Annotated in this window: 25 protein-coding genes and 1 pseudogene; 11 read left to right on the forward strand and 15 right to left on the reverse strand. The window is 71.4% G+C overall.

Features of this window, described 5'->3' with window-relative positions:
* Positions 1-36: 36 nt before the first annotated feature.
* From modB to POF73_RS22260, 3 genes are all read right to left on the reverse strand, one after another.
* Positions 37-888, reverse strand: a complete 852-nt coding sequence (modB, locus tag POF73_RS22250) for a molybdate ABC transporter permease subunit (protein ID WP_272118134.1) — start codon at positions 886-888, stop codon at positions 37-39.
* Positions 885-1,724, reverse strand: a complete 840-nt coding sequence (modA, locus tag POF73_RS22255; protein WP_272118136.1) for a molybdate ABC transporter substrate-binding protein — start codon at positions 1,722-1,724, stop codon at positions 885-887. Before modA ends, modB begins: the two co-directional genes overlap by 4 nt.
* Positions 1,725-1,931: 207 nt before the next feature.
* Positions 1,932-2,327 carry a TOBE domain-containing protein gene (locus POF73_RS22260; protein ID WP_272118138.1) on the reverse strand — a complete coding sequence of 132 codons (396 nt, stop codon included), beginning with the start codon at positions 2,325-2,327 and terminating at the stop codon, positions 1,932-1,934.
* A gap of 251 nt (positions 2,328-2,578) precedes the next feature.
* Here POF73_RS22260 and POF73_RS22265 point away from each other — a divergent pair, with 251 nt between their 5' ends.
* Positions 2,579-3,301, forward strand: a complete 723-nt coding sequence (locus POF73_RS22265) for a dienelactone hydrolase family protein (RefSeq protein ID WP_272118141.1) — start codon at positions 2,579-2,581, stop codon at positions 3,299-3,301.
* A gap of 165 nt (positions 3,302-3,466) precedes the next feature.
* Here POF73_RS22265 and POF73_RS22270 read toward each other — a convergent pair whose 3' ends face one another.
* From POF73_RS22270 to POF73_RS22285, 4 genes are read right to left on the reverse strand one after another with little or no spacing between them, the layout of a single operon-like run.
* Positions 3,467-3,787 carry an acyl carrier protein gene (locus POF73_RS22270; RefSeq protein ID WP_272118143.1) on the reverse strand — a complete coding sequence of 107 codons (321 nt, stop codon included), beginning with the start codon at positions 3,785-3,787 and terminating at the stop codon, positions 3,467-3,469.
* Positions 3,788-3,831: 44 nt separating this feature from the next.
* A complete protein-coding gene (locus POF73_RS22275) occupies positions 3,832-4,215 on the reverse strand; it encodes a glycoside hydrolase family 97 C-terminal domain-containing protein (protein WP_334313618.1) in 384 nt (127 codons plus the stop codon).
* A 6-nt stretch (positions 4,216-4,221) separates the two neighbouring features.
* Positions 4,222-4,746, reverse strand: a complete 525-nt coding sequence (locus POF73_RS22280) for a glycoside hydrolase family 97 catalytic domain-containing protein (protein WP_272118144.1) — start codon at positions 4,744-4,746, stop codon at positions 4,222-4,224.
* Complete coding sequence (locus tag POF73_RS22285; protein WP_272118145.1) at positions 4,686-5,177, reverse strand: hypothetical protein; 492 nt, start codon at positions 5,175-5,177, stop codon at positions 4,686-4,688. Before POF73_RS22285 ends, POF73_RS22280 begins: the two co-directional genes overlap by 61 nt.
* Before the next feature lie 133 nt (positions 5,178-5,310).
* On the opposite strand from POF73_RS22285, the gene POF73_RS22290 reads away from it, so the two are divergent.
* The 3 genes from POF73_RS22290 to POF73_RS22300 all read left to right on the forward strand — a co-directional run bounded on the left by POF73_RS22290 (position 5,311) and on the right by POF73_RS22300 (position 8,217).
* On the forward strand, positions 5,311-6,561 hold the full coding sequence (locus POF73_RS22290; RefSeq protein WP_272118146.1) for a sensor histidine kinase: 1,251 nt from the start codon (positions 5,311-5,313) through the stop codon (positions 6,559-6,561).
* On the forward strand, positions 6,549-7,193 hold the full coding sequence (locus POF73_RS22295; RefSeq protein WP_272118147.1) for a response regulator transcription factor: 645 nt from the start codon (positions 6,549-6,551) through the stop codon (positions 7,191-7,193). Before POF73_RS22290 ends, POF73_RS22295 begins: the two co-directional genes overlap by 13 nt.
* Positions 7,194-7,380: 187 nt before the next feature.
* Complete coding sequence (locus POF73_RS22300) at positions 7,381-8,217, forward strand: DUF2182 domain-containing protein (RefSeq protein WP_272118149.1); 837 nt, start codon at positions 7,381-7,383, stop codon at positions 8,215-8,217.
* A gap of 54 nt (positions 8,218-8,271) precedes the next feature.
* Here the strand turns inward: POF73_RS22300 and POF73_RS22305 are convergent, their stop codons facing one another.
* The 3 genes from POF73_RS22305 to POF73_RS22315 form a co-directional block, all read right to left on the reverse strand.
* Complete coding sequence (locus tag POF73_RS22305; protein WP_272118150.1) at positions 8,272-8,937, reverse strand: DUF1326 domain-containing protein; 666 nt, start codon at positions 8,935-8,937, stop codon at positions 8,272-8,274.
* A 374-nt stretch (positions 8,938-9,311) separates the two neighbouring features.
* Positions 9,312-10,445 carry an LCP family protein gene (locus tag POF73_RS22310; RefSeq protein ID WP_272118151.1) on the reverse strand — a complete coding sequence of 378 codons (1,134 nt, stop codon included), beginning with the start codon at positions 10,443-10,445 and terminating at the stop codon, positions 9,312-9,314.
* On the reverse strand, positions 10,442-12,544 hold the full coding sequence (locus POF73_RS22315) for a bifunctional polysaccharide deacetylase/glycosyltransferase family 2 protein (protein ID WP_272118153.1): 2,103 nt from the start codon (positions 12,542-12,544) through the stop codon (positions 10,442-10,444). The genes POF73_RS22310 and POF73_RS22315 overlap by 4 nt, the downstream gene beginning before the upstream one ends.
* 570 nt (positions 12,545-13,114) lie before the next feature.
* Here POF73_RS22315 and POF73_RS22320 point away from each other — a divergent pair.
* Both POF73_RS22320 and POF73_RS22325 read left to right on the forward strand, forming a co-directional pair.
* Positions 13,115-14,446 (forward strand): ferredoxin reductase family protein, encoded by a 1,332-nt coding sequence (locus POF73_RS22320; RefSeq protein ID WP_272118155.1) that lies wholly within the window; start codon positions 13,115-13,117, stop codon positions 14,444-14,446.
* 47 nt (positions 14,447-14,493) lie between these two features.
* Positions 14,494-15,105 (forward strand): FMN-binding protein, encoded by a 612-nt coding sequence (locus POF73_RS22325; protein WP_272118156.1) that lies wholly within the window; start codon positions 14,494-14,496, stop codon positions 15,103-15,105.
* Here POF73_RS22325 and POF73_RS22330 read toward each other — a convergent pair.
* The 5 genes and pseudogenes from POF73_RS22330 to POF73_RS22350 all read right to left on the reverse strand — a co-directional run bounded on the left by POF73_RS22330 (position 14,987) and on the right by POF73_RS22350 (position 17,297).
* On the reverse strand, positions 14,987-15,283 hold the full coding sequence (locus POF73_RS22330) for an RICIN domain-containing protein (RefSeq protein ID WP_272118158.1): 297 nt from the start codon (positions 15,281-15,283) through the stop codon (positions 14,987-14,989). The genes POF73_RS22325 and POF73_RS22330 overlap by 119 nt on opposite strands.
* A gap of 16 nt (positions 15,284-15,299) precedes the next feature.
* Positions 15,300-15,713: pseudogene (locus tag POF73_RS22335) on the reverse strand (PucR family transcriptional regulator); the annotation flags it as partial.
* Positions 15,710-15,970 carry a hypothetical protein gene (locus tag POF73_RS22340; protein WP_272118160.1) on the reverse strand — a complete coding sequence of 87 codons (261 nt, stop codon included), beginning with the start codon at positions 15,968-15,970 and terminating at the stop codon, positions 15,710-15,712. The gene POF73_RS22340 and the pseudogene POF73_RS22335, both read right to left, overlap by 4 nt.
* The gene (locus POF73_RS22345; RefSeq protein WP_272118161.1) at positions 15,967-16,953 is read right to left on the reverse strand and encodes a DUF1648 domain-containing protein; all 987 of its coding nucleotides are present in this window, start codon (positions 16,951-16,953) and stop codon (positions 15,967-15,969) included. The genes POF73_RS22340 and POF73_RS22345 overlap by 4 nt, the downstream gene beginning before the upstream one ends.
* Positions 16,950-17,297 carry a GntR family transcriptional regulator gene (locus POF73_RS22350; protein ID WP_272118163.1) on the reverse strand — a complete coding sequence of 116 codons (348 nt, stop codon included), beginning with the start codon at positions 17,295-17,297 and terminating at the stop codon, positions 16,950-16,952. Before POF73_RS22350 ends, POF73_RS22345 begins: the two co-directional genes overlap by 4 nt.
* 86 nt (positions 17,298-17,383) lie before the next feature.
* Here POF73_RS22350 and POF73_RS22355 point away from each other — a divergent pair, with 86 nt between their 5' ends.
* From POF73_RS22355 to POF73_RS22375, 5 genes are all read left to right on the forward strand, one after another.
* Positions 17,384-17,617, forward strand: a complete 234-nt coding sequence (locus POF73_RS22355) for a hypothetical protein (RefSeq protein ID WP_272118165.1) — start codon at positions 17,384-17,386, stop codon at positions 17,615-17,617.
* Positions 17,618-17,992: 375 nt separating this feature from the next.
* Positions 17,993-18,688, forward strand: coding sequence for a hypothetical protein (locus POF73_RS22360; RefSeq protein WP_272118167.1), 696 nt, complete (start codon positions 17,993-17,995; stop codon positions 18,686-18,688).
* Positions 18,689-18,837: 149 nt separating this feature from the next.
* Positions 18,838-19,131, forward strand: coding sequence for an SCO5918 family protein (locus tag POF73_RS22365; RefSeq protein ID WP_272118170.1), 294 nt, complete (start codon positions 18,838-18,840; stop codon positions 19,129-19,131).
* A gap of 412 nt (positions 19,132-19,543) precedes the next feature.
* Entirely contained in the window at positions 19,544-20,695 is a 1,152-nt protein-coding gene (locus POF73_RS22370; RefSeq protein ID WP_272118172.1) for a ferredoxin reductase, read from the forward strand.
* Positions 20,696-20,715: 20 nt separating this feature from the next.
* Positions 20,716-21,777, forward strand: coding sequence for a fatty acid desaturase family protein (locus POF73_RS22375; protein WP_272118173.1), 1,062 nt, complete (start codon positions 20,716-20,718; stop codon positions 21,775-21,777).
* Positions 21,778-21,873: the final 96 nt, after the last annotated feature.

Consider the following 21,873-nt stretch of genomic DNA (forward strand, 5'->3'; position numbering starts at 1 on the left):
CGGTCATCAGACGGTGGCTGGCCTTCTCGGCGTAGGTCATGAGGCGGACATCCAGCGGTCACGCAGTCCCGCCAGGACCGCGATCGACACGGCCAGCAGGACGAGGCTGAGGGCGATGGCCGCCTCCGGGTCGCTCTGCAGGGCGAGGTAGACGGCGAGCGGCATCGTCTGGGTACGGCCCGGGAAGTTGCCCGCGAAGGTGATCGTCGCGCCGAACTCGCCGAGTGCCCGGGCCCAGGCGAGGACCGCGCCGGCCGCGATACCGGGCGCGATGAGGGGCAGCGTGACCCGGCGGAACGCGGTGAAGCGGGAGGCGCCAAGGGTCGTGGCGGCCTCCTCGTAGCGCGGGTCGGCGGCCCGCAGGGTGCCCTCCACGCTGATCACGAGGAACGGCATGGCGACGAACGCCTCGGCGACCACGACCCCGGCGGTGGTGAACGGGAGGGTGATCCCGAACCACGAGTCCAGCCACTTCCCGACGACCCCGTTGCGGCCGAGCGCCATCAGCAGCGCCACACCGCCCACCACGGGGGGCAGGACGAGGGGCAGGGTGACGAGGGCTCGTACGAATCCGCGTCCGGGGAACTCGACCCGGGCCAGCAACCAGGCCAGCGGCACGCCGAGCACCAGGCTCACCGCGGTGGCGGCCGTCGCGCAGACCAGGGAGAGCTGGAGCGCCTGCCACACCTCGGGGCTGGTCAGCTGCTCGGGCAGGCTGCGCCACGGGGTGCGTACGAGCAGGGTGATCAGTGGCACGACAAGGAACGCCAGGCCGACCAGTGCCGGGAGGAGCAGGGGCAGCGGGACGCCGGCCCGGACGCGCCGGCGCCGCGGCCCGCCCCGGAGGGTGTCGGTCGCGGCACCGGACTTGTCGGTCGGGACGGTCACGGCGTGAGGAACCCGGCCCCGGTCAGGACCTTCTGGCCCTCGGCGGACCGCACCAGCGCGATGAACGCCTTGGCGGCCTCGGCGTTCTGCGTGTCCTTGAGCAGGGTGATCGGGTAGTCGTTGACGGCGTCGGCGGACTCGGGGAACTCCACGCCCTCCACCTTGTCACCCGCGGCCTTCACATCGGTCTTGTAGACGACGGCCGCGTCGGCCTCCTTCAGCTCGACCTTGGTCAGGGCGGCCTTGACGTCCTGCTCGTACGACACCGGCGTGAGCTTCAGCTTGCCGGCGTCGAGGGCCTTCTGCGCGGCGGCGCCGCACGGCACCTCCTTGTCGCAGAGCACGACCTTCAGGCCGGACTTGGTGAGGTCCTTCAGGGAGGCGACCTTGTCGGGGTTGCCCGGCAGGGTGGCGATCTCCAGCTGGTTGCGGACGAAGGTGGCCGGCGTACCGGAGGCGTCCCCGGCGTCCGTGACGATCTTCATCGTCTTGGGGCTGGCGGCGGCGAACACGTCCGCCGGGGCGCCGCCGGTGATGCTCGCCGCGAGGGAATCGCTGCCGCCGAAGCTGAAGGTGACCTTCGTGCCCGGGTGCTTCTGCTCGAACTGCTTGCCGAGCTTCTCGAAGCTCTCCTTGAGCGAGGCGGCGGCGAAGACGGTGACCGAGCCGGACACCTTGCCGGCGTCGGAGCCAGAGGCGGACGCCGACGCCGCGGAGTCCGATTTCGTAGCGGAGTCCGAGTCGGACGAGGAGCAGGCACCCAGGGCCAGCATGGCGACGGCCCCCAGAGCCGCCACCTGCAGGGGGCGGCGGGTCCGCCGCACGGTACGGGTCATCACGGATCTACTCCCTCTCCACGACCACGTCGGTCGACTTGATACTGCCGCAGGTGCGAGGGAAAAGTCCGCTGTCTCTTCGCATGAGCCGCAACTGTGATCTGCTGGGTTGGCATGTGCGTTTGTACGGGACGCGGCCCCGGGTACGGTCGTGAGTCACTCCCTCGCAGCCACCGGCACGGCCGTCGGCCCGGTGGCCGGCCCCGCTCAGGTCCGGTCGATGTGCACGTTCGTCGACTTCACCCGGGCCGTGGCCTCCATGCCGACCTCCAGCCCCAGCTCCTCCACGGCCTCCCGGGTCAGCAGCGACACCAGCCGGTGCGGCCCGGCCTGGATCTCCACCTGGGCCGCCACGTCGCCGAGCTTCACGGCGGTGACGATGCCGGGGAAGGCATTACGGACGGACGTGTACGAGGTGCCCCCCTCGGCGCCACCGCTCTTCGCCAACTCCACGGAGAAGGCGGCCAGATCCTTCCCGTCGACGAGCCGCCGCCCGGCCTCGTCCCGATGCGTGGCCACCCGCCCGGCGTCCGCCCATCGCCGCGCGGTGTCCGGGCTCACCCCGAGAAGCCGTGCGGCCTGGCCGATTGTGTAGGACTGCATGCGGATCACGATAGGCGCCGCGGTGCGGTCCGAAGGCTGGGCGTGACCGCCGTCGCGGCGGGCCCCGGAGCCTTCGCGAAAACCCGTTGGCGGGCCATGGCGGCCGTTGCTACGTTTCGGAGGCCGTGCCGGAGAACGAGGAGGTGGTACCCGTGAACGCAGTATCGACATGGGTGCTCCCCTCCGGGGTCGCGGTCGGGCGATAGGTCGTCCGGGAGCGCCGTTCAAGCGCACTCCCGAAAGGCACGACCATGCGATTCACTTCCGAGCAGCGCCTCGAAGACGGCGTCCTCGAACGCGAATTCACCCTCGGCGAGATCCCCGGCACCCTGTGGACGCCCGAATCCGCCGCACCGGCCCCGCTGATCCTGATGGCCCACAACAACGGCATGTCCAAGGCGCAACCGCGGCTGGTGGCCCGGGCCCGGTACACCGCGGCGCGCGGCTACGCGGTGGCCGGCATCGACGCCGCCGGGTGCGGTGACCGGCCCCGTTCCACCGCCGACGAGCAGGCCCGCGCCGACCTCCGGCGGGCGATGCGGGCCGGCGAGCCGGTCGACGAGATCTTCGAGTCGTTCATCGGCCCGCTGGTCCACAAGGCGGTCCCGGACTGGCAGACCACCCTGGACGCCCTCCTCGCGTTGCCCGAGATCGGCGGCCCGGTCGGGTACTCGGGGTGGATGGCCGTCGGCATCCGCCTCGCCGCGGTCGAGCCGCGCATCGAGGCCGCCGGATTCTTCGCCGGGGGCTACGTGCCCCACGCCCAGCGCGAGGAGGCCCGGCAGATCACCATTCCGCTGCTGATCCTTCTCCAGTGGGACGACGAGGGGAACCCCCGTGAACGGGCCCTGGACCTGTACGACGCCTTCGGCAGCAAGGAGAAGACACTGCACGCCAACATGGGCGGTCACACCGGCACCCCGTGGTTCGAGTTGGAGGACGGGGACCGCTTCTTCGGCCGACACCTGAAGTGAGGCCGGGCCGCCAGGCCGACAGCAGACGCTGAGCGGCGTCGGCCATGATGCCGTCATCGAGGACAGCCCCGGCCCTCCTCGATGACGGCGCCGACGGCTGGCGGGCGGATCGAACTTGTGGCCTGCCGCAGGCGGAACGGCTGGGGGGGGGGAGCGGGGCAGGTCCTAGCCGCCCTCGCGCGTTATCCCCCGTGCCATGAGGGCCAGGCCCACTATTTCCTCGATGGTTTCCGCTTCGATGAGGCCGTCCTCGTCCAGCTCGATGTCGAAGCACCTTTCAATACGGCCCGCGGCTTCGAGCACCAACAACGAATCGGCGTTGATCTCGTCGATCAGAGATGCGCTCAGCTGGGGTGTCCTGCCCGGAGCGCGTGAAGCGAGGATCTCGACCAGCGCGTCGACGGTGTCCCACGGCGGAAGCCGCGGCTCGGTGAAGGCGTCGTGAAGGCGGGTACGGGATATCCGCTTCTGCAGCAGGCGGTGCATGGTCTCCAGGCTCGGCTGCCCCGCGATCAGGTGCAGTGCGTGCGTCAGCCTCGTTCACGCCGTCCATGAGCTGCGCCTCGCCTGGCGCCAGACCGACCGTGACACGGGTCGCGAGGACCCCGCATCCCATTCGCCGGAACGGGCGCCCGCACCGAGGGCGTAGTGGCGACCACCTCCACGAGCCCGTCGTCCGGCGCGGCCAGGAATGACAGGGGGACCGAGAGGGTCCGGGACGTCTCGTTGGTCATCGCACCCAGGTACCAGGTGTCGCCGCTCCGACGGGCGACCACCACGTACTCGCCGATGGACCCGGCCAGGGTGCGGCTCTCGTCCCAGGTCGTGGGGACGGTGTCGAACCAGGGCAGGCCCGGCCAGTTCGCGGGGTTGGAGTACTTGGACGGCTTGTCGTACCAGAAGGGGAAGTTCAGGGGCTGCTAGTACACCGCGGCCATCGCCATCTGGTGGGCGTTCGTCGTCCTGTTGCGGGACTGGCCGTAGCAGATCGTGCAGTCCATCGGTCCGCCGATGTTGCGGGCGAACGGCAGCGTCACGTTGTGCGTGGCGGTCGGGAACTGCTCGTTGCCGCGGACGCCTTCGAGGCTGACGTAGTTCGGGAAGGTGCGTTCGTGGCCGAACGGCCGGACGTCGTCGTGCATGTCGATCAGCAGCTCGTACTCGGCTGCCGCCTTGGCCCAGTCGGTGATCCGGTTGGTCATCGCCTGGGTGCCGTCGTTGATGAAGCCGAGTTTGACGCCCTGCACGCCCCAGCTCTTGTAGAGGGCGAAGAGCGGGTCCGCGTCGGTCAGCGCGAGCCGGTTGACGTACAGGAAGACGCCGATGCCCTTGCTCGTGGCGTACGAGATGACCGACGGCAGGTCGATGGCGGCCCGTGGGCCGGTCAGCTCGTGGGCGGCCAGCTCGTGGGGCGGGCGTGCCCCCTTGCCGCCAGTACGACGCACACCACCGCCAGCGGCAGCTCCGCGCCGAGTGCCATCGCCGCCGCCGAGACCTGGTCCATGCCCGGTGCCGCCGTCATCGTGTCGAACCAGGCGTCGACCACCAGCAGCGTGGCGGCGACGGTGGCCGTGAGCGAGTGCAGGCGGTGGCCTCGTACGGCCAGCAAGCCCGTGGCGATCAGGGCCACCGCCTCCGCGGTGTCCAGGCCGATCCAGACCGTGCGCCAGTTCGAGGCGACGGCCGCTGCGGGCAGGCTGTTGGCCAGCACGACCAGCCAGGGCAGCAGGGCCAGCCCGCAGGCGACCGGGACGTATTCCATCCGGTACCAGCGGCGCACTCGCCGCAGGGTCGACCCGCCCTCGACACCGTGGGTTCGGGTGATCAGCGCACTCATCTGCTCGGACTCCTCGCGTTCGCGGCGGCTCTCCTTCATGACCTCCAGCCTCGACCGCGGGGCGATCACAGTCAGTAACGCAGATGTCCGTTCCGGGGTGGCACCAACTACACCCCCAAGACGGACGCTTACGTCATGGACCACCCCTGACCTCGGCACTTACGGTTCCCTCATGCACATAACCGCCCGCCTGCGGCGCGCGATCCGGTGGCCGTTCCAGGGCGCCGGACGCCCGGCCGCGTTCCTCGTCACCGGGGTCCTGATCCAGCTCGCCGTCCTGGTCGTGATGGCCCTGCCATGGATCCTCTTCGTCCCGGAGGCGTTGGCGGCGGTCCTCCTCGCGGTTCTCGTCCCGCTCGCCGCCGTCGTGTCGGCCGGGCCGTTGCTGACCGAGGCGCAGCGCGGCCGCTTCCGCACCCGTCTCGGTGTGGACGTCCCCTCGCCCTACGCGGGACCGCGTCCCCCGCTGCCCGGGTGGCTGCGTTCCCCGGCGGGCCGACGGCAGCTCGCTTACCACCTGCTGTTCGGGCCGCTGCTGGCCCTCGCAGCGGTCTTCGTTCTTCTGATGTGGGCCACGTCCGCCGTGGCCGTCTCGATCTACGTATGGATCTGGCTCGTTCCGCCGGAGTGGCGCCTCGGCCAGGCCGGCTACACCCCCGAGGGGGCATACGTCACCGCCGCCGGAGTCGCCCTGCTCTGCGCGGCGTCCTGGCTGACCGGTGCCCTCGCCCGGCTCGACACCCGCACCGCCACGGTCCGGCTCGGGCCCAGCCGTGAGGAGCAGTTGGCGCGCCGGGTGGAGGACCTGGCCGAGAGCCGGGCGGGCCTGGTGGACGCGGTCGACGCCGAGCGGCGGCGTATCGAACGCGATCTGCACGACGGTGCCCAGCAGCGGCTGGTCTCCTTGGCGGTCAACCTCGGGCTGGCCAAGGCGACGCTCGGTGACCTCACCGAGGACGCCCGCCGGGTGATCGACGAGGCGCACCGGGAGGCGAAGGAGGCGATAGAGGAGCTGAACGGCCTGGTGCGCGGGCTGCACCCGGCCGTTCTGGAGGATCGCGGCCTCGACGCCGCGATCTCGGGTATCGCGGCCCGGGCGCCCCTTCCGGTGGGGGTGACGGTGAACCTGACGTCGAGGCCGTCGCCCGCGGTCGAGGCCGTCGCGTACTTCGTCGTCTCCGAAGCGCTGGCGAACGTGGTGAAGCACGCGGAGGCGTCCCGGGCCGAGGTCACGGTGGAGTGCCCCGGTGCGACCCTGGTTCTCGTCGTCAGCGACGACGGCGTGGGCGGCGCCGAACCCGCCGGCGGTACCGGGCTGGCCGGGCTGGCCAAGCGGGTCGCGTCGGTCGATGGCAGGCTGTCGGTCGACAGTCCCGTCGGGGGGCCGACCGTCATGACCGTGGAGCTGCCGTGCGTGCCGTGATCGCCGAGGATTCCGTCCTGCTCCGGATCGGCGTGGTCAAGGTCCTGGAGATGGCCGGGTTCGAGGTGGCCGCCGAAGTCGGCGATGCCGAGGCGTTGTTGGCGGCGGTGGAGGAGCACCGGCCGGACATCGCGGTGGTGGACGTCCGGATGCCTCCCGGCTTCACGGACGAGGGGGTGCGTGCCGCGCTGGTGATCAGGCAGCAGTGGCCCGGGACGTCCGTACTGCTGCTCTCGCAGTACGTGGAGGAGCGGTACGCGGCCGATCTGCTGTCCGCCCACACGTCCGGGATCGGCTACCTGCTCAAGCAACGGGTCGCGGACGTCGAGGAGTTCGCCGACACACTGCGGCGGGTGGCCACGGGCGGCACCGCACTGGACCCGCAGGTCGTCTCCCAACTGCTGGTACGCCGCCACAGCGACCCGCTGGACCGGCTCACCCCGCGAGAGCGCGAGGTCCTGGAGCTGATGGCGGGCGGCCGGTCCAACGCCGGGATCGCCGGGCAGCTCGTGATCAGCGAGAGCGCGGTGGCCAAGCACATCAACAGCATCCTGGCCAAACTGGACCTGCCGAAGGCCGATGCGGACCACCGCCGCGTACTCGCCGTGCTGCGCTTTCTAGGCGTGGCCTGAGGACGGAGGGCACTGACGCGACCCCGGCGACGGCGGGTGCCCGGGGCTTCGGCCTGGGCGATGTCGCAGGTCAGGGCCGTTCCCAGGGCGACCTGGGGTCATGTGCGGTGGTGTGGCGCCGGGCGGGCGAGGTCGCGCCGCCCAGGGATGCGTGGTGTCCTGGAAGCCTCCGCAGGAGCACACGCCGATGCGTCAAAGCCGGATTTCCGCCGTCGTGTCCGCCCGGTCCGCCCCGCCGACCGGAGCGGGCGGCGGCTTGCTGCCTGCCCGGGATCTCGCGGCGGCCTGGTTCCTGGTCGTTCTGATCGCGGTGCCCGCCTGGGCGCTGACGATAGGGCAGGCCCGGGACATGGGAGTCGAGCCCGGCACGATGGGGCTGGCGCTGCCACTGTTCCTGCTGCTGTGGGTGACGATGATGGCGGCCATGATGCTGCCGTCGATGGCGCCGGTGGCCATCACCTGGGTGCGGGGGATCGGCCGGCAGTCCTCCGGCTGGACGCGGACCGTGCGCACCGTGGAGTTCGTGGGCGGGTATCTGTTGGTGTGGACGGCCTTCGGCCTGCTCGTCTACGCGGCCCTGACCCTCACCGACGGCCTGCTGGACGATCATCCGACCGCCGGACGGTGGATCGGCGCGGTGGCGTTCCTGCTCGCGGGCCTGTATCAGCTCAGCCCCCTCAAGTACGTCTGTCTGCGGCACTGCCGCGACCCCATGAGCCACCTGGTGCGCTACGCCGGGTTCCGGCAGCCGGCCCGCGACCTTCGGGTGGGCGTTCACCACGGCGCCTACTGCGTCGGCTGCTGTGCGGGACTGATGGTCGTCCTGATCCCGCTCGGCGTGATGAACGTGGCGGCGATGGCCGCACTGGCCGTGGTGATCCTCGTGGAGAAGCTCTGGTCCCGGGGCCCGGCGCTGGGCCGGGTCGTGGGCGTCGCGTTTCTCGTGCTCGCCGTGCTCGCGCCGTTCCAGGACTGGCTGCTGCCGGGCCTGCAGGGTTCGATGCCGACGATGGACGGCATGTGACTCACCCGGCCCGCCCCCGAAGGCCGTCTCCCTTCTGCCTGCGTGATGGGGTCTCTAGTCGGGGCTGCTCCAGTCGAACGGGAAGTACTTGCTCGACTTCCCCGAGCGTTCCCAGGAGAAGCCGAATGCGTCGGCACGGTCGGCTGTGGCCCGTCCCCAGGTGGCGACCTGGCCGGGGCCGACCTCGGCGCCCGGGGCGTTGTGGACCTGGACGCGTGCGCCGTCCGGCGTCGTCGGGCCGGTGAGCGCCTCGGCGGTGGCCGTGACCCGGCCGGGGATCTCGGCCCGCCAGGTGGCGAGGTCCTCGTCGATCTCGACGTGGATGGGGGCGATGTCCATGCCGCGCATCTCGGGGTGGAACATCGCCCCGAACTCCGCCGGCCAGCCGCCCGCCTCACCGCCGAAGATGGCTCCGAGTGCACCGCGCTGCTGCTCGTCGGCGCGCTCGTCGAGGAAGATCGCGGCGAACGGTTCGGTGTGTGTCCCGGCCCAGGGGTTGCCGACGAAGGAGCCGAGCATCAGGACGTTGAGATCGTCGAGCCGTACGTCGCCGAAACTGCCCTCCCGGATGTGCCAGACCAGTACGCCTTCGCAGTCCCCGTAGGTCGGTTCCTGCGCGAACGTGCAGGGGCACGGTATGGCGCACTTGCACACGTCGAACCAGTCACCGGCCAGGTGCCAGCGCGTTCCGGTCCCGCCGGTGGTGACCTGCTCTGTCATCTCGCTTCCCTCCTGCCGAGCCCGGAAGAGCTCTCTCGGAGTGGCGAGACCGCGTGTCCCGAGCCCGCTCCAGGATCGCGAGGCGGCCTCCATTCCAGCTTGCACCTCACGTCCTCGCCGGGGAAACCCGGCCGTCGAGAAGTTCACCGGCGAGGTGCGGCGCCCTGGTCCATGGCGCCGCACCCGGGCACCGGCCCCGGTGACGTTTCGTGGTGGCCGTGCGCTGTGTGAGTACCGAGTCCAGTCCCCGACTCTCTCTCCGCGCCGCCGTTGACTCCCCCCAGGAGCGGCACGGAGAGGGCCTGGGGCGGCCGGGGAACCGCCACGCACGGGGACCCGGCCGCCCCCGCATCCTTCGCACCGTCGGCGGCCGGTCAGCCCCTCTCCTCCGTGTTCACCGGCCGGTCGTTGCGCAATGCGGTGAAGAGCCGCTTCGCCTTCGCCGCGTCCCACTCCACGGCGCTGCCCTTCGACGTGCTGATGCCGGCGCCGGCCACGGGGACGTTGAGCTGCCTGCCGTCCCCGGACGAGACGCTCCGCATCGCCTGGAACAGCGACACGAGGGTGCGCAGTTCCATGTCCTTGTCCACCACGAGGGTGTCGAGCGCCGCGCCCAGCAGGGGATACGCCCGGAACGGATTGAGCGCGGTGCCCGGTGTCGCCGCCTTGTGGGCGAGCGCGGCGAGGAACTTCTGCTGGTTCCTGCTGCGCCCCAGGTCGCCCTGGGCCTCCTGGTGCCGCTGGCGGACGAACGCGAGGGCCTGGGCGCCGTCCAGGGTGTGGCAGCCCTTGGTCAGGTCGAGACCCGACTTCTCGTCCCTGATGTTCCGGTCCACGCACATGTCGACGCCGCCGACGGCGTTCACGACCCCGACGAAGCCGCCGAAGCCGATCTCCGCGTAGTGGTCGACGCGCAGGCCCGTGTTGAGTTCGACGGTCCGCACGAGCAGCCGCGCGCCGCCCAGGGAGTAGGCCGCGTTCAGCTTGTTCTTCGCCGGGCGGTACCGCTTTCCGGTGTCGGGGTCGAGGTACGACGGCAGGGTCACCCACGAGTCGCGGGGCAGGCTCACCAGCGTGGTGCCGTGGGCGCCGGTGTGCAGCAGCATCATCGAGTCGGTACGGCCGCCGCCACCTCCGCCGGCGTGCAGATCCTTCCTGTCCTGCTCGGACAGGCCGTCACGGTTGTCGGAGCCCACGATGAGGTACGTGGTCCCCTTCCCCTGCGGCGGACGGCCACCGGCCTCGCCGAGGTCGACCGCCCGGTCGAGCTCGACGTCGGCCCAGGCGTACGTGCCGCCGCCGGCGAGGAGCAGCGCCACGAGCAGCAGCGCCAGCAGGCGGGCGGTACGTCGGCGCCGACTGGGGCGTGTCCACGGGGGCCGCGTGCTGCGGGTGTGTCCACCGCCGGGCTGCGTCTCGTCCGGCCGGGTCCGGATCTGTTCCGTGTGCGCGACGACCTGACCCGTGATCACCCGGGACGTCCGTGTTTCCTCGTTCCAGTCACTCACCTCGACGACAGCTCCCCTGCGGCGACCGGCTGCCTCAGCTGCTCCGCGGCGGCCGTACCCGCACGCTGCATGCGGTGCCACTTCAGCCGGGTGCCGCCCAGGAGGGCGAACACGGACTGGATCACGACCAGATACATCAGCTGCCGGTAGACGAAGAGCTGGAACGGCATCGACCACAGGGCGCGCAGCTTCTCCTTGTCGAGCCGCAACGCGTAACCGGCGCACAGCAGTTGAACGACGAGGAAGACGAGCCACACTCCGAGCGCCTGCACGGGATCGGTGAAGAGCAGCCCGTACAGCGCGAACAGGTCGACGACCGGGGCCATCAGCGGCAGGACCACCTGGAAGAGCATCAGATACGTCAGTCCGCGGCGCGCGAAGCGTCCGGCGGTGCCCACTTCGAGGGTGGCCCCGCGGTGCTTCCACATCGCCTGGAGCGTGCCGTAGCACCAGCGGTAGCGCTGCCGCCACAACTGCCGCAGCGAGGTGGGCACTTCGGTCCAGGCGATGGCCGACTCCTCGTAGACCACTCGCCAGCCGGCCCGCCACAGGGCCATCGTGAGGTCGGTGTCCTCGGCGAGGGTGTCCTCGCTGACCCCGCCGACGCCCATCAGCGCGTCCCGCCGGAAGGCGCCGATGGCTCCCGGAACCGTCGGCATGCACTCCAGCACCTCGAACATCCGCCGGTCGAGGTTGAAGCCGAAGACGTACTCCAGGTGCTGCCATCTGCCCAGCAGCCCGCGCCGGTTGCCGACCTTGGTGTTGCCGCTGACGGCGCCGACGGCCGGGTGCGCGAGCGGCTGGATGAGCCGGTAGAGGGCGTCGGGCTCGAAGACTGTGTCGGCGTCGACCATCACGACGATGTCGTACGAGGCGTGCGCCAGGCCGGTGTTGAGCGCGGCCGCCTTGCCCGAGTTGGGCTGCCGGATCACCCGCACCCGGTGGTCGTCGATCCAGGTCGCGAGGTCCGCCGTCTGATCCGTCGACCCGTCGTCGATCACGATGACTTCGATGTACGCATGCGTGGACGCGAGCAGCGAGCGGACGGTGGACTCGATGCCGGCCTCTTCGTTGTACGCCGGTACGAGCACCGTCACCGGGGCGTTGACCTCCCGCAGCCAGGGCGAGCCGGGGCGGAACCGGGTCAGGCGCCGGACGTGGGCGCGGGCGAACACGGTCAGCATCACCAGCCGCAGCACGCCCAGCAGGCCGAGGGCGAGCAGTACCCAGGTCATGGCGTTCGTGAAGGCGTGACCGGCGGTCGTGGTCCAGATCAGCGCCCTGCCCTGCCATCGTTCGGCGGTGGACACCCGGGTGTGGGCCGAGGGCGTGCCGAGCGCCTCCGTGACGGTGGTGAACCGGTCGGCGTGCGGGTTGCCGAGGAGGTCCTTCGTCTCCTCGTACGCCAGGTCCGTCTGGCTGAGCTGGCGGACCATGCCGTACTTCGGATCGCGGTCGGGCCGGTCCGCGGCGACCAGCACATAGCCGTCCGCGGCGGCGCGGCGGGCCGCGGCCCACTCGGCGCCGCACAGCGTGTCCACCTGGGTGGTCAGCGGCATCCGCAGCAGGTCGGTGCGGATGCCCGCCGTACCGGCGAGGGTCTGCTGGGTGAGCGTCAGCTCCATCGCGGTGCGCACCCGCGACGAGGAACCGAGGTCGGCGCCGGTGTACGTGTTCGAGCCGATCTCGTGGCCCTCGTCGAGGATCCGCCGCACCAGCTCGGGATGGCGGGCCGCCTGCGCGCCGTACAGGAAGAAGGTCGCGTGTGCGTGATGCCTGCGCAGCAGGTCGAGCAGGCGCGGGGTCCAGTAGGGGTCGGGGCCGCCGTCGTAGGTGAGGGCGACGGTACGTGCGGGCATGGCCGAGGACCTGATGTCGTCGTCTCCGCCGATGCTGCGCAGGACCGGACCGCTCTTGTCCACGGCCTCGGGCGCGGGCCTGGTGCAGGGGATCCGTGACTTGGCGGCGTCGACCTCATGGATGGTCCAGCCCTCGAAGAGCAGGGCGGCGAAGACGACGGTCAGGCTGAGCGCCAGCAGTCGCCAGTGCCGGCGGGGCTCGCGGGAACGGGCGTGCCGGCGTCGTACCGAGCGGCTCACACCACGCTCCCTGGAGTGACGTTAATCACAGCCGATGCGGGGGCTGTCCGGCGGGAGCCGGGGGTGGCCGTGAGTGCTCCGAGAGCGGTGCGGACGGGGCGTCCGAGCTCGTGCCCGAGGATGCGTGAACCGGCGGAAGGTGTCGATCTGACTGCACGGACAGCGGCGAGTGCGGGGGCACTCCACGTGCTCTTCACAGGGGTGTCGAGGATGTCTGCACCCGATGAAGGCGCGTGCGGTATCTGCTGATTTGTCTTCCGGCCGAGCTGTTGCATGGGCGGCGAGTGTAGTCATGGGTGATGCGGTGGGTGTGTCCGAAACAGACGGTCGGGCGCCGTGCCGCGCAGGGTGTGACGCTCGGCCCTGCCCGTGCGCTGGACTAGGTGGGTACGGGGAAGTGGGCCCTTGCGCCCCTCCCGAGGAAGCGGCTCTCCGGTGGGCCGCGCCCCGTCTTCACCGGCTGTTTTCAGCCACCCGGCCGATGTACGGTGCCGGGGCACCGAAGTCGGCAAAGGGAAGAACGGCCTTGTGACGACGATCCAGCACAGCCGGGCGGGAAGACGGCAGGCCATGCGTCGGATCCGGCCGCGGCGTTCCCCCACGGCACCCCTGCTGGTGCTCGCCTGGACGGGTGCCGCCGCCGTGCTGTGGCTGTGGTGGCGGAACACCCCCGCCGTCGCCGGGACCACCGCGGACCGGCTGGTGAACGCCGGCCGGATCACCGGACTGCTCGCCGGCTATGCGATCGCCCTGGTGATCGCCCAGATGGCGCGCGTCCCGGCCCTCGAACGCCGGGTCGGGTCCGACCGCGTGGTGCGCTGGCACGCGAGAAGCGGCCGCTACGCGCTGACCCTGACCCTCGCCCACGTCGCGCTGATCCTGTACGGATACGCGCTGCAGGCGGACACCGACATCGTGGCCCAGACGGTCACCGTCGTCACCGACTACCCGAGGATGACCGAGGCGGCCGTCGGCACGCTCCTGCTGCTCCTGGTCGGCCTGGTGTCCGCCGGTGCCGTACGGCGCCGTATGCGCTACGAGCTCTGGTACTACCTGCACCTGCTCACCTACGCCGCGGTCTACCTCGCCTTCTGGCACCAGATCGCCACGGGCAGCGAGTTCGTCGGCGACGCCACCGCCCGCGCGGCCTGGTACGCCCTGTACGTCACGGTCGGCGCCCTGCTGTTGTGGTACCGCGTGCTCACCCCGGTGCGGCTGAATCTCCGGCACCGCATGCGGGTCGAGTCGGTGGTGCAGGAGGCGCCGGGTGTGGTCTCCGTACTGATCCGCGGCCGGCGGCTGCACCGTCTGGGCGCCGAGGCGGGGCAGTTCTTCCGCTGGCGATTCCTCACCAAGGGCCTGCGCTGGAGCGCCAACCCCTACTCACTCTCGGCCCCGCCCCGCCCCGACCTGCTGCGGATCACCGTCAAGGCCGTCGGCGGGCACAGCGCGGCGCTGGCCGAGCTGCGGCCGGGCACGCGCGTGTGGGCGGAAGGGCCGTACGGCGCGATGACCGCGGCCCGCCGCAGCCGCGGCAAGGTACTGCTGCTCGCGGGAGGGGCCGGCATCACTCCGCTTCGGGCGCTGTTCGAGACGCTGCCCGGCGCACCCGGAGACCTGACGCTGCTCTACCGCGCCCGCACGGCGGAGGAACTGGCGCTGCGCGACGAACTGGAGGCGATCGCGGACGAGCGCGGGGCCCAGCTGCTGTACGCGGTCAACAGTACGGACGGGCGACGGCCCGCGATCACCGCGAAGATGCTGCGCCGGATCCTGCCGGACATCGCGCGCCACGACGTGTACCTGTGCGGTCCGCCGGGACTGGCCGAGGAGTCGTACGCCGCACTCCGCGAGGCAGGGGTGCCGCACCGCCGTATCCACCACGAGTCCTTCGAGTTCTGAGGCGGGCGAGCCGTGACACTTCGTACCGCTGATGCGCTGGTGCTCCCGTGAGGAAGAAGCATCCGTTCCGCCACGCGCTGCTGGCCACGGTCGGCACCGTCTCCGGCATCGTGCTGCTGCTCACGCTCAAACCGACCACGGACCCGTCGGCGGCGCAGGCGAAGCCGGCGATCACGACGCGTACCACCGCGTCCGCGTCCCCGTCGGCGTCCGCGCACACCCCGTCCGCGTCGCCCTCGCCCTCGCCGTCGAAGACGCCCGAGAAGAAGCGCACCCCGTCCCCGCCCCCGTCGAGCAAGCAGCCGTCGCACACGGCGTCGGCCGCCCCCACGAGAACCGGCAGCGCCCCCTCCGCACCGAAGACCACCTCGGCCGCCCCCACCACCCGCACCGTCACCGGGTCCACGGCCGAGACGAAGTACGGCCCGGTCCAGGTACGGATCACCGTCACCGGCAGCAGGATCACCGAGGCGACCGCCGTCCAGTCGCCCGACGAGACGGCGCGCAGCAGGGACATCAACTCCACGGCCGTCCCCCAGCTCAACCAGGAGACTCTGCAGGCACAGAGCGCGGACATCGACACGGTGTCGGGCGCCACGTACACCAGCGCGGGCTACCGGCAGTCCTTGCAGAGCGCCCTGGACCGGGCCGGCGTCTGACACGCGAGGGGACCTCCAGCGCCCGGCCGCTGGCGACGTTGGTCAGCGTGTAGGAGCCGTCGTTGTTCCGGCCGGCCGGCCACTGCTGGTTGGAGGCACCGCCGGCGTCCCACACCTGGAGCGGGGTGCCGTTGCCGTTGCGTCCCGCGGGCTCGTCGAGAACGCGTCCCGCGGACACGTTCGAGAGCGTGTAGACGGTGCCTCAGCGCGGCCTCCACCTGGCGGGTCACCGGTGCGGTGTCGTCGTACGCCTCCGCGCCCTCGGCCACGGCGACGGCGTGCGCGCGGGACAGTACGAGGCCGAAGCGTTCGGCGCGTTCGGCGAGGCGTCCCAGGTCGCTGCGGCCGTAGAGCAGGTCGTCGATGAACTCCCGTCGCGCGGCCTCCTCTTCGCGTACGGCCAGGCGCTGGGCCCGCTCGTATCCCTCGGCGAAGGCGTCGACGGCCTGCTCCACGGCGGCCAGCACGCTGTCGGCCGCATCCGGGGTGCGCGGCCAGGAGACGCGGGTGGCGGTGAGGTGGTCGCGTACGAGGCTGCGCAGACCGCGCCCCTCCTCCGCGGCCTGCTCACCCAGAGCACGGCGCCCGTCGAGCTCGTCCCGGGTCAGGCGACGCCCCGCTTCAGGGGCAAGGACGACCTGATCGCCGCGGTCATCGAGCGCAGCTTCGAGACCTGGTTGGCGGCCCTGGAGCCGACCCCCGACTGCCCGCCATTGCGTCGAAGCTCCAGGTGGCGCATGACCGACAGGTCCAGGTACAGAGGCAGCCCGTGGGAGCGCTCGACGATGATCCGGCGGACCGGTTCGTCGATCAGCGGCTGTCCTGGCCCGCGCCGGGGGAGACGCGGGCCAGGACCGCTTCTCACCTCGGGGACTTTGCCCCCAAGGAGTTCAGAAGTGCGGCGCCCCGTTCGGTGTCGTCGACGCTCACGGCGAATTCCTTGCCCCTGGCGCGGATGACGAGGCACTCGCCGCGCCGCAGCATTACGGTGGTCCCCAGCCCGCTCAGCCGGTACCCCCATCCGCCCACCTGCGCCGGTGTTCGTTCCTCGACGCGGGCCGATTCGATGTCCTGGACGGCCCACTGTCGCGCCGGCCAGCCCAGCGGGCCGAAGGACACCTTCACACCCTCCTCGCTGACCCGCGCCTGCACCGAGGCGCAGCCGAGAACCAGAACCGAGGCGAGCGCGAACGGCGCCATGAGGATCAGAGCCGGAAGCGGATCCGCCAGCCCTCCTACGGCGACGACGACAGCGGCCAGGGCCACAAGCCCCGTGACGGCGGAGGTCATCCGAAGCCACGGGTTGGATGTGCGGGAGAGCCACACCAGTCGCTGGCCGCCAGGGATTTCCATACGAGGGCCGTCCGCCGCCTGGCCCGGCGTCTTGGGCCCGTGACGGGTCGCGAGCCAGGCGACCGCACCTGCCGTGGCCGCCACCACGACGGTCGCCACGACCCAGCCCGTCACCGAACCGGCCTCGCGCCAGTCGGACCGGTCGAGGTTCGCCCGTACGACCGACGCCTGCCCGCCGACCAGGAAGACGCCCCCTGCCGCCAGAGTGACGCCCGCCCAGCCACGTATCGCTCCTGCGGACTGCGGGCCTGTGCGCCGCAATCCGAACGCCGCCCCCGCAGCCAGCACGGACCAGATCAGAGCCGGGAAGACCGCTGCCCCCCACAGGGGCATGGAACTGTCGGGTTCCCCCGCCCCGCTCCAGTGCGTGGCCAGCCTCTCCGGCAACCGTCCGCCGGCGGCCACAGGCATGCCGACCAGCAACAGCAGGATCCCGGCGCACCACCCGACAAGTCCCCACGTGGTCCCGCCGCCACGGCCGGAGTCCTTGTTCACGGAATCCCCCTGATCATCTCTATGAGGTCGGTCCTGCCGTAACCGAGGCGTGCCGCATCGGCCACCAGATCGGCCACGCGATCCAGCAGTACGGAGCGCTGGTCCGCCCCGTCGGCCACCGTCACACCCCGGCCGCGCCGGAACTCCAGCACGCCCTCGTCGCGCAGCGTCCTGAGGCCGCGCAGGACGGTGTTGGCGTTGACGCCCAATGCCTGCGAAAGGTCACGCGCCGGGGGCAGCCGGTCCCCCGGACCGCACTCTCCCTCGGCGATGGCGCGCCGGATCGCGCCCGCCACCTGCTCGTGCAGGGGGCGATTGTCTGCGACATCCAGTCTCAGCAGCATGATGCTACTGACGTTAGCACCATTGGCTTCATGCGTGGTGGTGCGGCGCTGAGCATGACGGTCGAACGGCCACCCTTGGCCGGGGCTTGTCGCGATCTCCGACGCTTTCTCGACGCGCGGCGATCCCTGCCGCGCTGCCGCCGCCGACCGCAGTGGGTCAACTCGCGGTCATCGTCCTGATGTTCACCGGCCGCCTAGGCCCGATCACTCTCGCCTTCGCGCTCGCCCCTCGCGAGTGCGACCGCCGTTACACCCTGCCCGGGGATGACCCGCAGCCAAGGGGCGTGCACGTCGCCGACGTGAAGTGGCGGAGCGGGTGACGAGAACCGAACTCGCGCTCTCAGCTTGGGAAGCGATGGCGCTTGCAGCGCTGGATACCTTCTGACCTGGGCATACGTGCTCTGGTGTGGAGCGCGGGAGCGCACGGTCGCACCGCTGTTGACCATGGTTGACCCGCCTTACGGGCCCGCTACGGGCGCAGGACCGGGGAACGACGGTCGGAGTGCCTTCGCCGGAGCCGCTCCCTCGCCGGCTTCCGGGTTCCACCGGGTGGATTGCACTCTCGCCTGCCACGTCGTCGGGCGTAGGCTCAAAGGCACCGAGGGCGCCTCGTGTGCCGGCTCACGCGCCGGTGCCGTTCTCGGCGAACGACGACGCCGGGCCGGACCCGTCCGGACCCGGGGCAGGGTTCGCCCATGACCGTGAACACGCCGGACCGCCCGAAGACCGCCCACCCCGGGACGCCGGGTCGGCAACCAACGCTTCCCGGGGCACCGCCGCAGCGGCGCCGGCCGGGGCCCTCGCCCGAGGAGGGCGAGTTCGTCCGTCCACTGACCCGGCGTCAGATCGACGACCGCATGCGAGAGCTCGGCGAGCTGTACACGTACACCTCGTCCAGCCAGGTGCGGGCCTCGGACGCGTCCAACCAGGACCGGTCCGCCGCATTCCGGCGACGGCTCGCGGGCCACATGCGGCGGCCGGGGTTCGAGCTGCTCGTGGCGGAGACCGCCGGCCCCTCGGGCGCCGTCGTCCTCACGGCATGTGCCTATGGCTTCCCCGTGCGCGGCGACGTGCTCCGGTGGGACGGTCTCGACGGGTACCTCCCGGAGAGCCTGATGCGCGTCGCCGCCTTCGGCAGGCTCTTCGCGATCGCCGACATTCTCGTCGAGCGACAGGTACGCACCCAGGACCAGAGCCGCGAGTGGAACCTCGCCCGGCGCCTGCAGAAGCGGCTGCTGAGCGATCACCCGGCCGCGCTCGGTGTCACGCTGGTCGACCGTGACAACGCGGACACACTCGAAGCACTGCTGTCCTGGGGCTGGCGCTGCCTGTCGGCCGAGGCCCGCGGGGCGTCGTATCTCGCTCCCAGCCGACTTCTGGTGCTCCGATGACCGATGACCGATGACCGCTGACCGATGACCGCTGTCCGGCGGGCGCGGGCTCCTGTCCGTTCTCGTTCGATCGGCACCCGAGTCGACCGCTGTGCACGCCCGTTCGCCTTCCACCCCGCTCCGATCCGTCCCGACCCTGGTGAGGAATCATGCGCTGTGTGATCGCCCGTTACCCCTTCGACCTGTCCAAGGCCGAGGTGGAGATGTCGATGGAGAACGTCCGGCCCGAGCCCGTGACGAGGGAGTGTGTCGTCATCGGGGACCGGGTGTACCCCGTCAAGCAGGTGGGGGTGGTGATCACCCGTCAGGACCCGCGCGACTTCACCGCCGCGGAGATGGTCCGGGCACTGGTCCGTCTCGGCTTCACCTGCCGGACCGCACCTCAACAGCCCTCGCCCGCGCCCGGCCTGTCGTACGGTTCCGTCGACCGTTCGCTCGGCTGACCCTCCCGTACGTCCGCCGCGATCCGGCCGATCCGGGACGCGGCAACCCGCCTCCGCGCCGCCCGCCCGCGCAGGTCACCGCACCCGCGCCGGGCCGACGCCGAGTCCCCGCCGACGGGGGCGGCGCGACCGGTGGCGCAAAACCTGCGGCCGCCCGGCCACCGGCCGTCCGGTGTGCTTCGATCGCTGCGGGGTAACCGGCCCGAAGCACCGGCACGCCGGGACATACGCGACCGACGGGTCCCATGGCAGCCGCACGCGGATCCAGGAACACGCATCACGCGCCACACACGCGAAGCGACAGCGGACCCCGGAAAATCCACCGGGACGCGAAGCCCGGTCCCGCGCCGGGAAGCAGATCCAGGAACACGCCCAGGAGAAGAGGCACACGCCCAGGAGAAGAGGCACACCCATGCCCGTGCCGAGGCCCGCGCTGCCGTCGCCCGTCGCGGACCGGCTCACCGGGTGGTGGTCCGGACGTACCGGAGGACGGATCCTGACGACCGCGTCCTGGCTGGCCGGCCCGCTCACCAGCCCCGCCACCCCCGACGACTACCTCGCCCTGCTGGACCCGCTGCTGTCCGCCCGGCACCCCACGGGCCGGATCGTCGCCGTGCACGCCGAGGGCCCCGCCGCGGCCACCCTGACCATCCGGCCGGGGCGCGGCTGGGCCGGGCACCGTGCCGGGCAGTATCTGCCGGTCGGGGTGGAGATCGACGGCGTACGGCACTGGCGGACGTACTCCCTCACCGCACGACCCGACGACCAGGCGCTCACCATCACCGTGAAGGCGGACCCCCGCGGCCGTGTCTCCCCGCACCTAGTGCACCGCACACCGCCCGGCACGGTGCTGCGACTCGGCCCCGCCCAGGGGGAGTTCGTACTGCCCGATCCGCCGCCGGAACGGATGCTGTTCGTGACGGCGGGCAGTGGTATCACCCCGGTGATGGGCATCCTGCGCACCCTCGCCGGCCGCCGCCGACCACCGGGCGGCCAGGACGCCGTCGTACTCCTGCACAGCGCACCCGATCCCGAACAGTGCCTGTTCCGAGCGGAGTTGACCGATCTGGCGGCCAGGTCACCCTGGCTGCGGCTCGGGCTGACGTATACGCGCGCGCACGGTCGGCTGACCCCGGAGCGCGTCGCCGCGCTCTGCCCCGACTGGCGGCGCCGGGACGCCTGGGTGTGCGGCCCGGCCGGACTGCTCGACGCGGCCGAGCGGCACTGGGGCGCCGGGGGCCTGCGCGGGCGGCTGCGCATGGAACGCTTCCGGCCGGCGCCCGTGCTGCCGCAGGCCGCCGACGCCACCGGCGGCCGGGTGCGGTTCGACCGCAGCGGCGTGGAGACCGACGCCCCCGCCTCCGGTCCGCTGCTGGTGACCGGCGAGAAGGCGGGCGTGGCGATGCCGTACGGCTGCCGCATCGGCGTCTGCCACAGCTGCCTCGTACCTCTCGTCGACGGCCGGATCCGCGATCTGCGGACCGGTGAACTGCACGGAGAACCGGGCGAGTTGATCCAGACCTGCGTCAACGGAGCCGCGGGTCCGCTCGTCCTCGACGCCTAGGACCTCCCGAGGAGGCCCCCATGACCGCAGCAACTGTCTTGACCGGCGAGCATGTTGATCTGAGCGACGATCTGGGCCGTGAACTCGACCTCATCCGGTCCGAGATCATCGCGGCACGAGGTACGACCGACGCCCACTACATCCACACGGTGCTCGCCGCACAGCGGGCGCTGGAGACCAGCGGCCGCCTCGCGCTCGCCGTCTCGATCCTCCCGCCCGCCTGGCTGGCCGGCACCGCCATGCTCACCACGGCCAAGGTTTTGGAGAACATGGAGCTGGGCCACAACATCCTGCACGGCCAGTGGGACTGGATGGGCGACCCGGCGGTCCACTCGACCACCTGGGAGTGGGACTTCGCGACGCCCGCCGACGCCTGGAAGCGGACCCACAACCACCTGCACCACACGTACACCAACGTCGTCGGACGCGACCGCGACCTCGGCTACACCATCCTGCGGATGAGCCCCGAGCAGCCCTGGCACCCGGTGTACCTGCTCCAGCCGCTGTACGCCGCCCTGCTCGCGCCCGTCTTCGAGTGGGGCATCGCCCTGTACGACCTTGAGGCGGAGGCCGTGCCGGCCGGCCGCAAGAGCGTGCGGGCCTTCCTCGGCGACCTCACCGGCCTGGCCCGCAAGGCGGTCGCCCAGTTCGCCAAGGACTACGTCCTCTTCCCGCTGCTCGCCGGCCCCTCCGCCGTGCCCTGCCTCCTCGGCAACCTCACGGCGAACGCCCTGCGCAACGTCTGGGCCCACACCGTCATCTTCTGCGGCCACTTCCCGGGAGACGTACGGACCTTCACCGAGGACCAGATCGAGGGCGAGACACGCGGCCAGTGGTACCTGCGCCAGATCCAGGGCTCGGCGAACATCGACGGCGGCTTCCTCTTCCACGTGCTGACCGGCAACCTCAGCCACCAGATCGAGCACCACGTCTTCCCCGACCTGCCCAGCAACCGCTACGCCGAGGTCGCGCCCCGGGTGCGGGAGATCTGCGCCCGGTACGGGCTGCCGTACGTCACCGGGCCTCTCCGTCGGCAGTACGCGTCGATGTGGGGGCGCGTCCTGCGCCACGCGCTGCCGTAGGCGTTCCCCGCCAGGCGTCCTGGGCGCCGGTACAGGCCGGGAAGCGGCCGAGTACGCCGCCGCCGGGCAGGACGAGGTCTATGCCCCGGCCGCTGC

It is taken from the genome of Streptomyces sp. HD (genome assembly GCF_028369295.1).
Taxonomy (GTDB): Bacteria; Actinomycetota; Actinomycetes; order Streptomycetales; family Streptomycetaceae; genus Streptomyces.

What these genes read in the sequence shown, in the direction of transcription:
- modA (WP_272118136.1), bottom strand. Translation starts at nt 1,724, where the DNA reads ATGACCCGTACCGTGCGGCGGACCCGCCGCCCCCTGCAGGTGGCGGCT.
- POF73_RS22260 (WP_272118138.1), bottom strand. Translation starts at nt 2,327, where the DNA reads ATGCAGTCCTACACAATCGGCCAGGCCGCACGGCTTCTCGGGGTGAGC.
- POF73_RS22265 (WP_272118141.1), top strand. Translation starts at nt 2,579, where the DNA reads ATGCGATTCACTTCCGAGCAGCGCCTCGAAGACGGCGTCCTCGAACGC.
- POF73_RS22270 (WP_272118143.1), bottom strand. Translation starts at nt 3,787, where the DNA reads ATGCACCGCCTGCTGCAGAAGCGGATATCCCGTACCCGCCTTCACGAC.
- POF73_RS22285 (WP_272118145.1), bottom strand. Translation starts at nt 5,177, where the DNA reads ATGAAGGAGAGCCGCCGCGAACGCGAGGAGTCCGAGCAGATGAGTGCG.
- POF73_RS22290 (WP_272118146.1), top strand. Translation starts at nt 5,311, where the DNA reads ATGCACATAACCGCCCGCCTGCGGCGCGCGATCCGGTGGCCGTTCCAG.
- POF73_RS22300 (WP_272118149.1), top strand. Translation starts at nt 7,381, where the DNA reads ATGCGTCAAAGCCGGATTTCCGCCGTCGTGTCCGCCCGGTCCGCCCCG.
- POF73_RS22305 (WP_272118150.1), bottom strand. Translation starts at nt 8,937, where the DNA reads ATGACAGAGCAGGTCACCACCGGCGGGACCGGAACGCGCTGGCACCTG.
- POF73_RS22320 (WP_272118155.1), top strand. Translation starts at nt 13,115, where the DNA reads ATGCGTCGGATCCGGCCGCGGCGTTCCCCCACGGCACCCCTGCTGGTG.
- POF73_RS22350 (WP_272118163.1), bottom strand. Translation starts at nt 17,297, where the DNA reads ATGCTGCTGAGACTGGATGTCGCAGACAATCGCCCCCTGCACGAGCAG.
- POF73_RS22360 (WP_272118167.1), top strand. Translation starts at nt 17,993, where the DNA reads ATGACCGTGAACACGCCGGACCGCCCGAAGACCGCCCACCCCGGGACG.
- POF73_RS22365 (WP_272118170.1), top strand. Translation starts at nt 18,838, where the DNA reads ATGCGCTGTGTGATCGCCCGTTACCCCTTCGACCTGTCCAAGGCCGAG.
- POF73_RS22370 (WP_272118172.1), top strand. Translation starts at nt 19,544, where the DNA reads ATGCCCGTGCCGAGGCCCGCGCTGCCGTCGCCCGTCGCGGACCGGCTC.
- POF73_RS22375 (WP_272118173.1), top strand. Translation starts at nt 20,716, where the DNA reads ATGACCGCAGCAACTGTCTTGACCGGCGAGCATGTTGATCTGAGCGAC.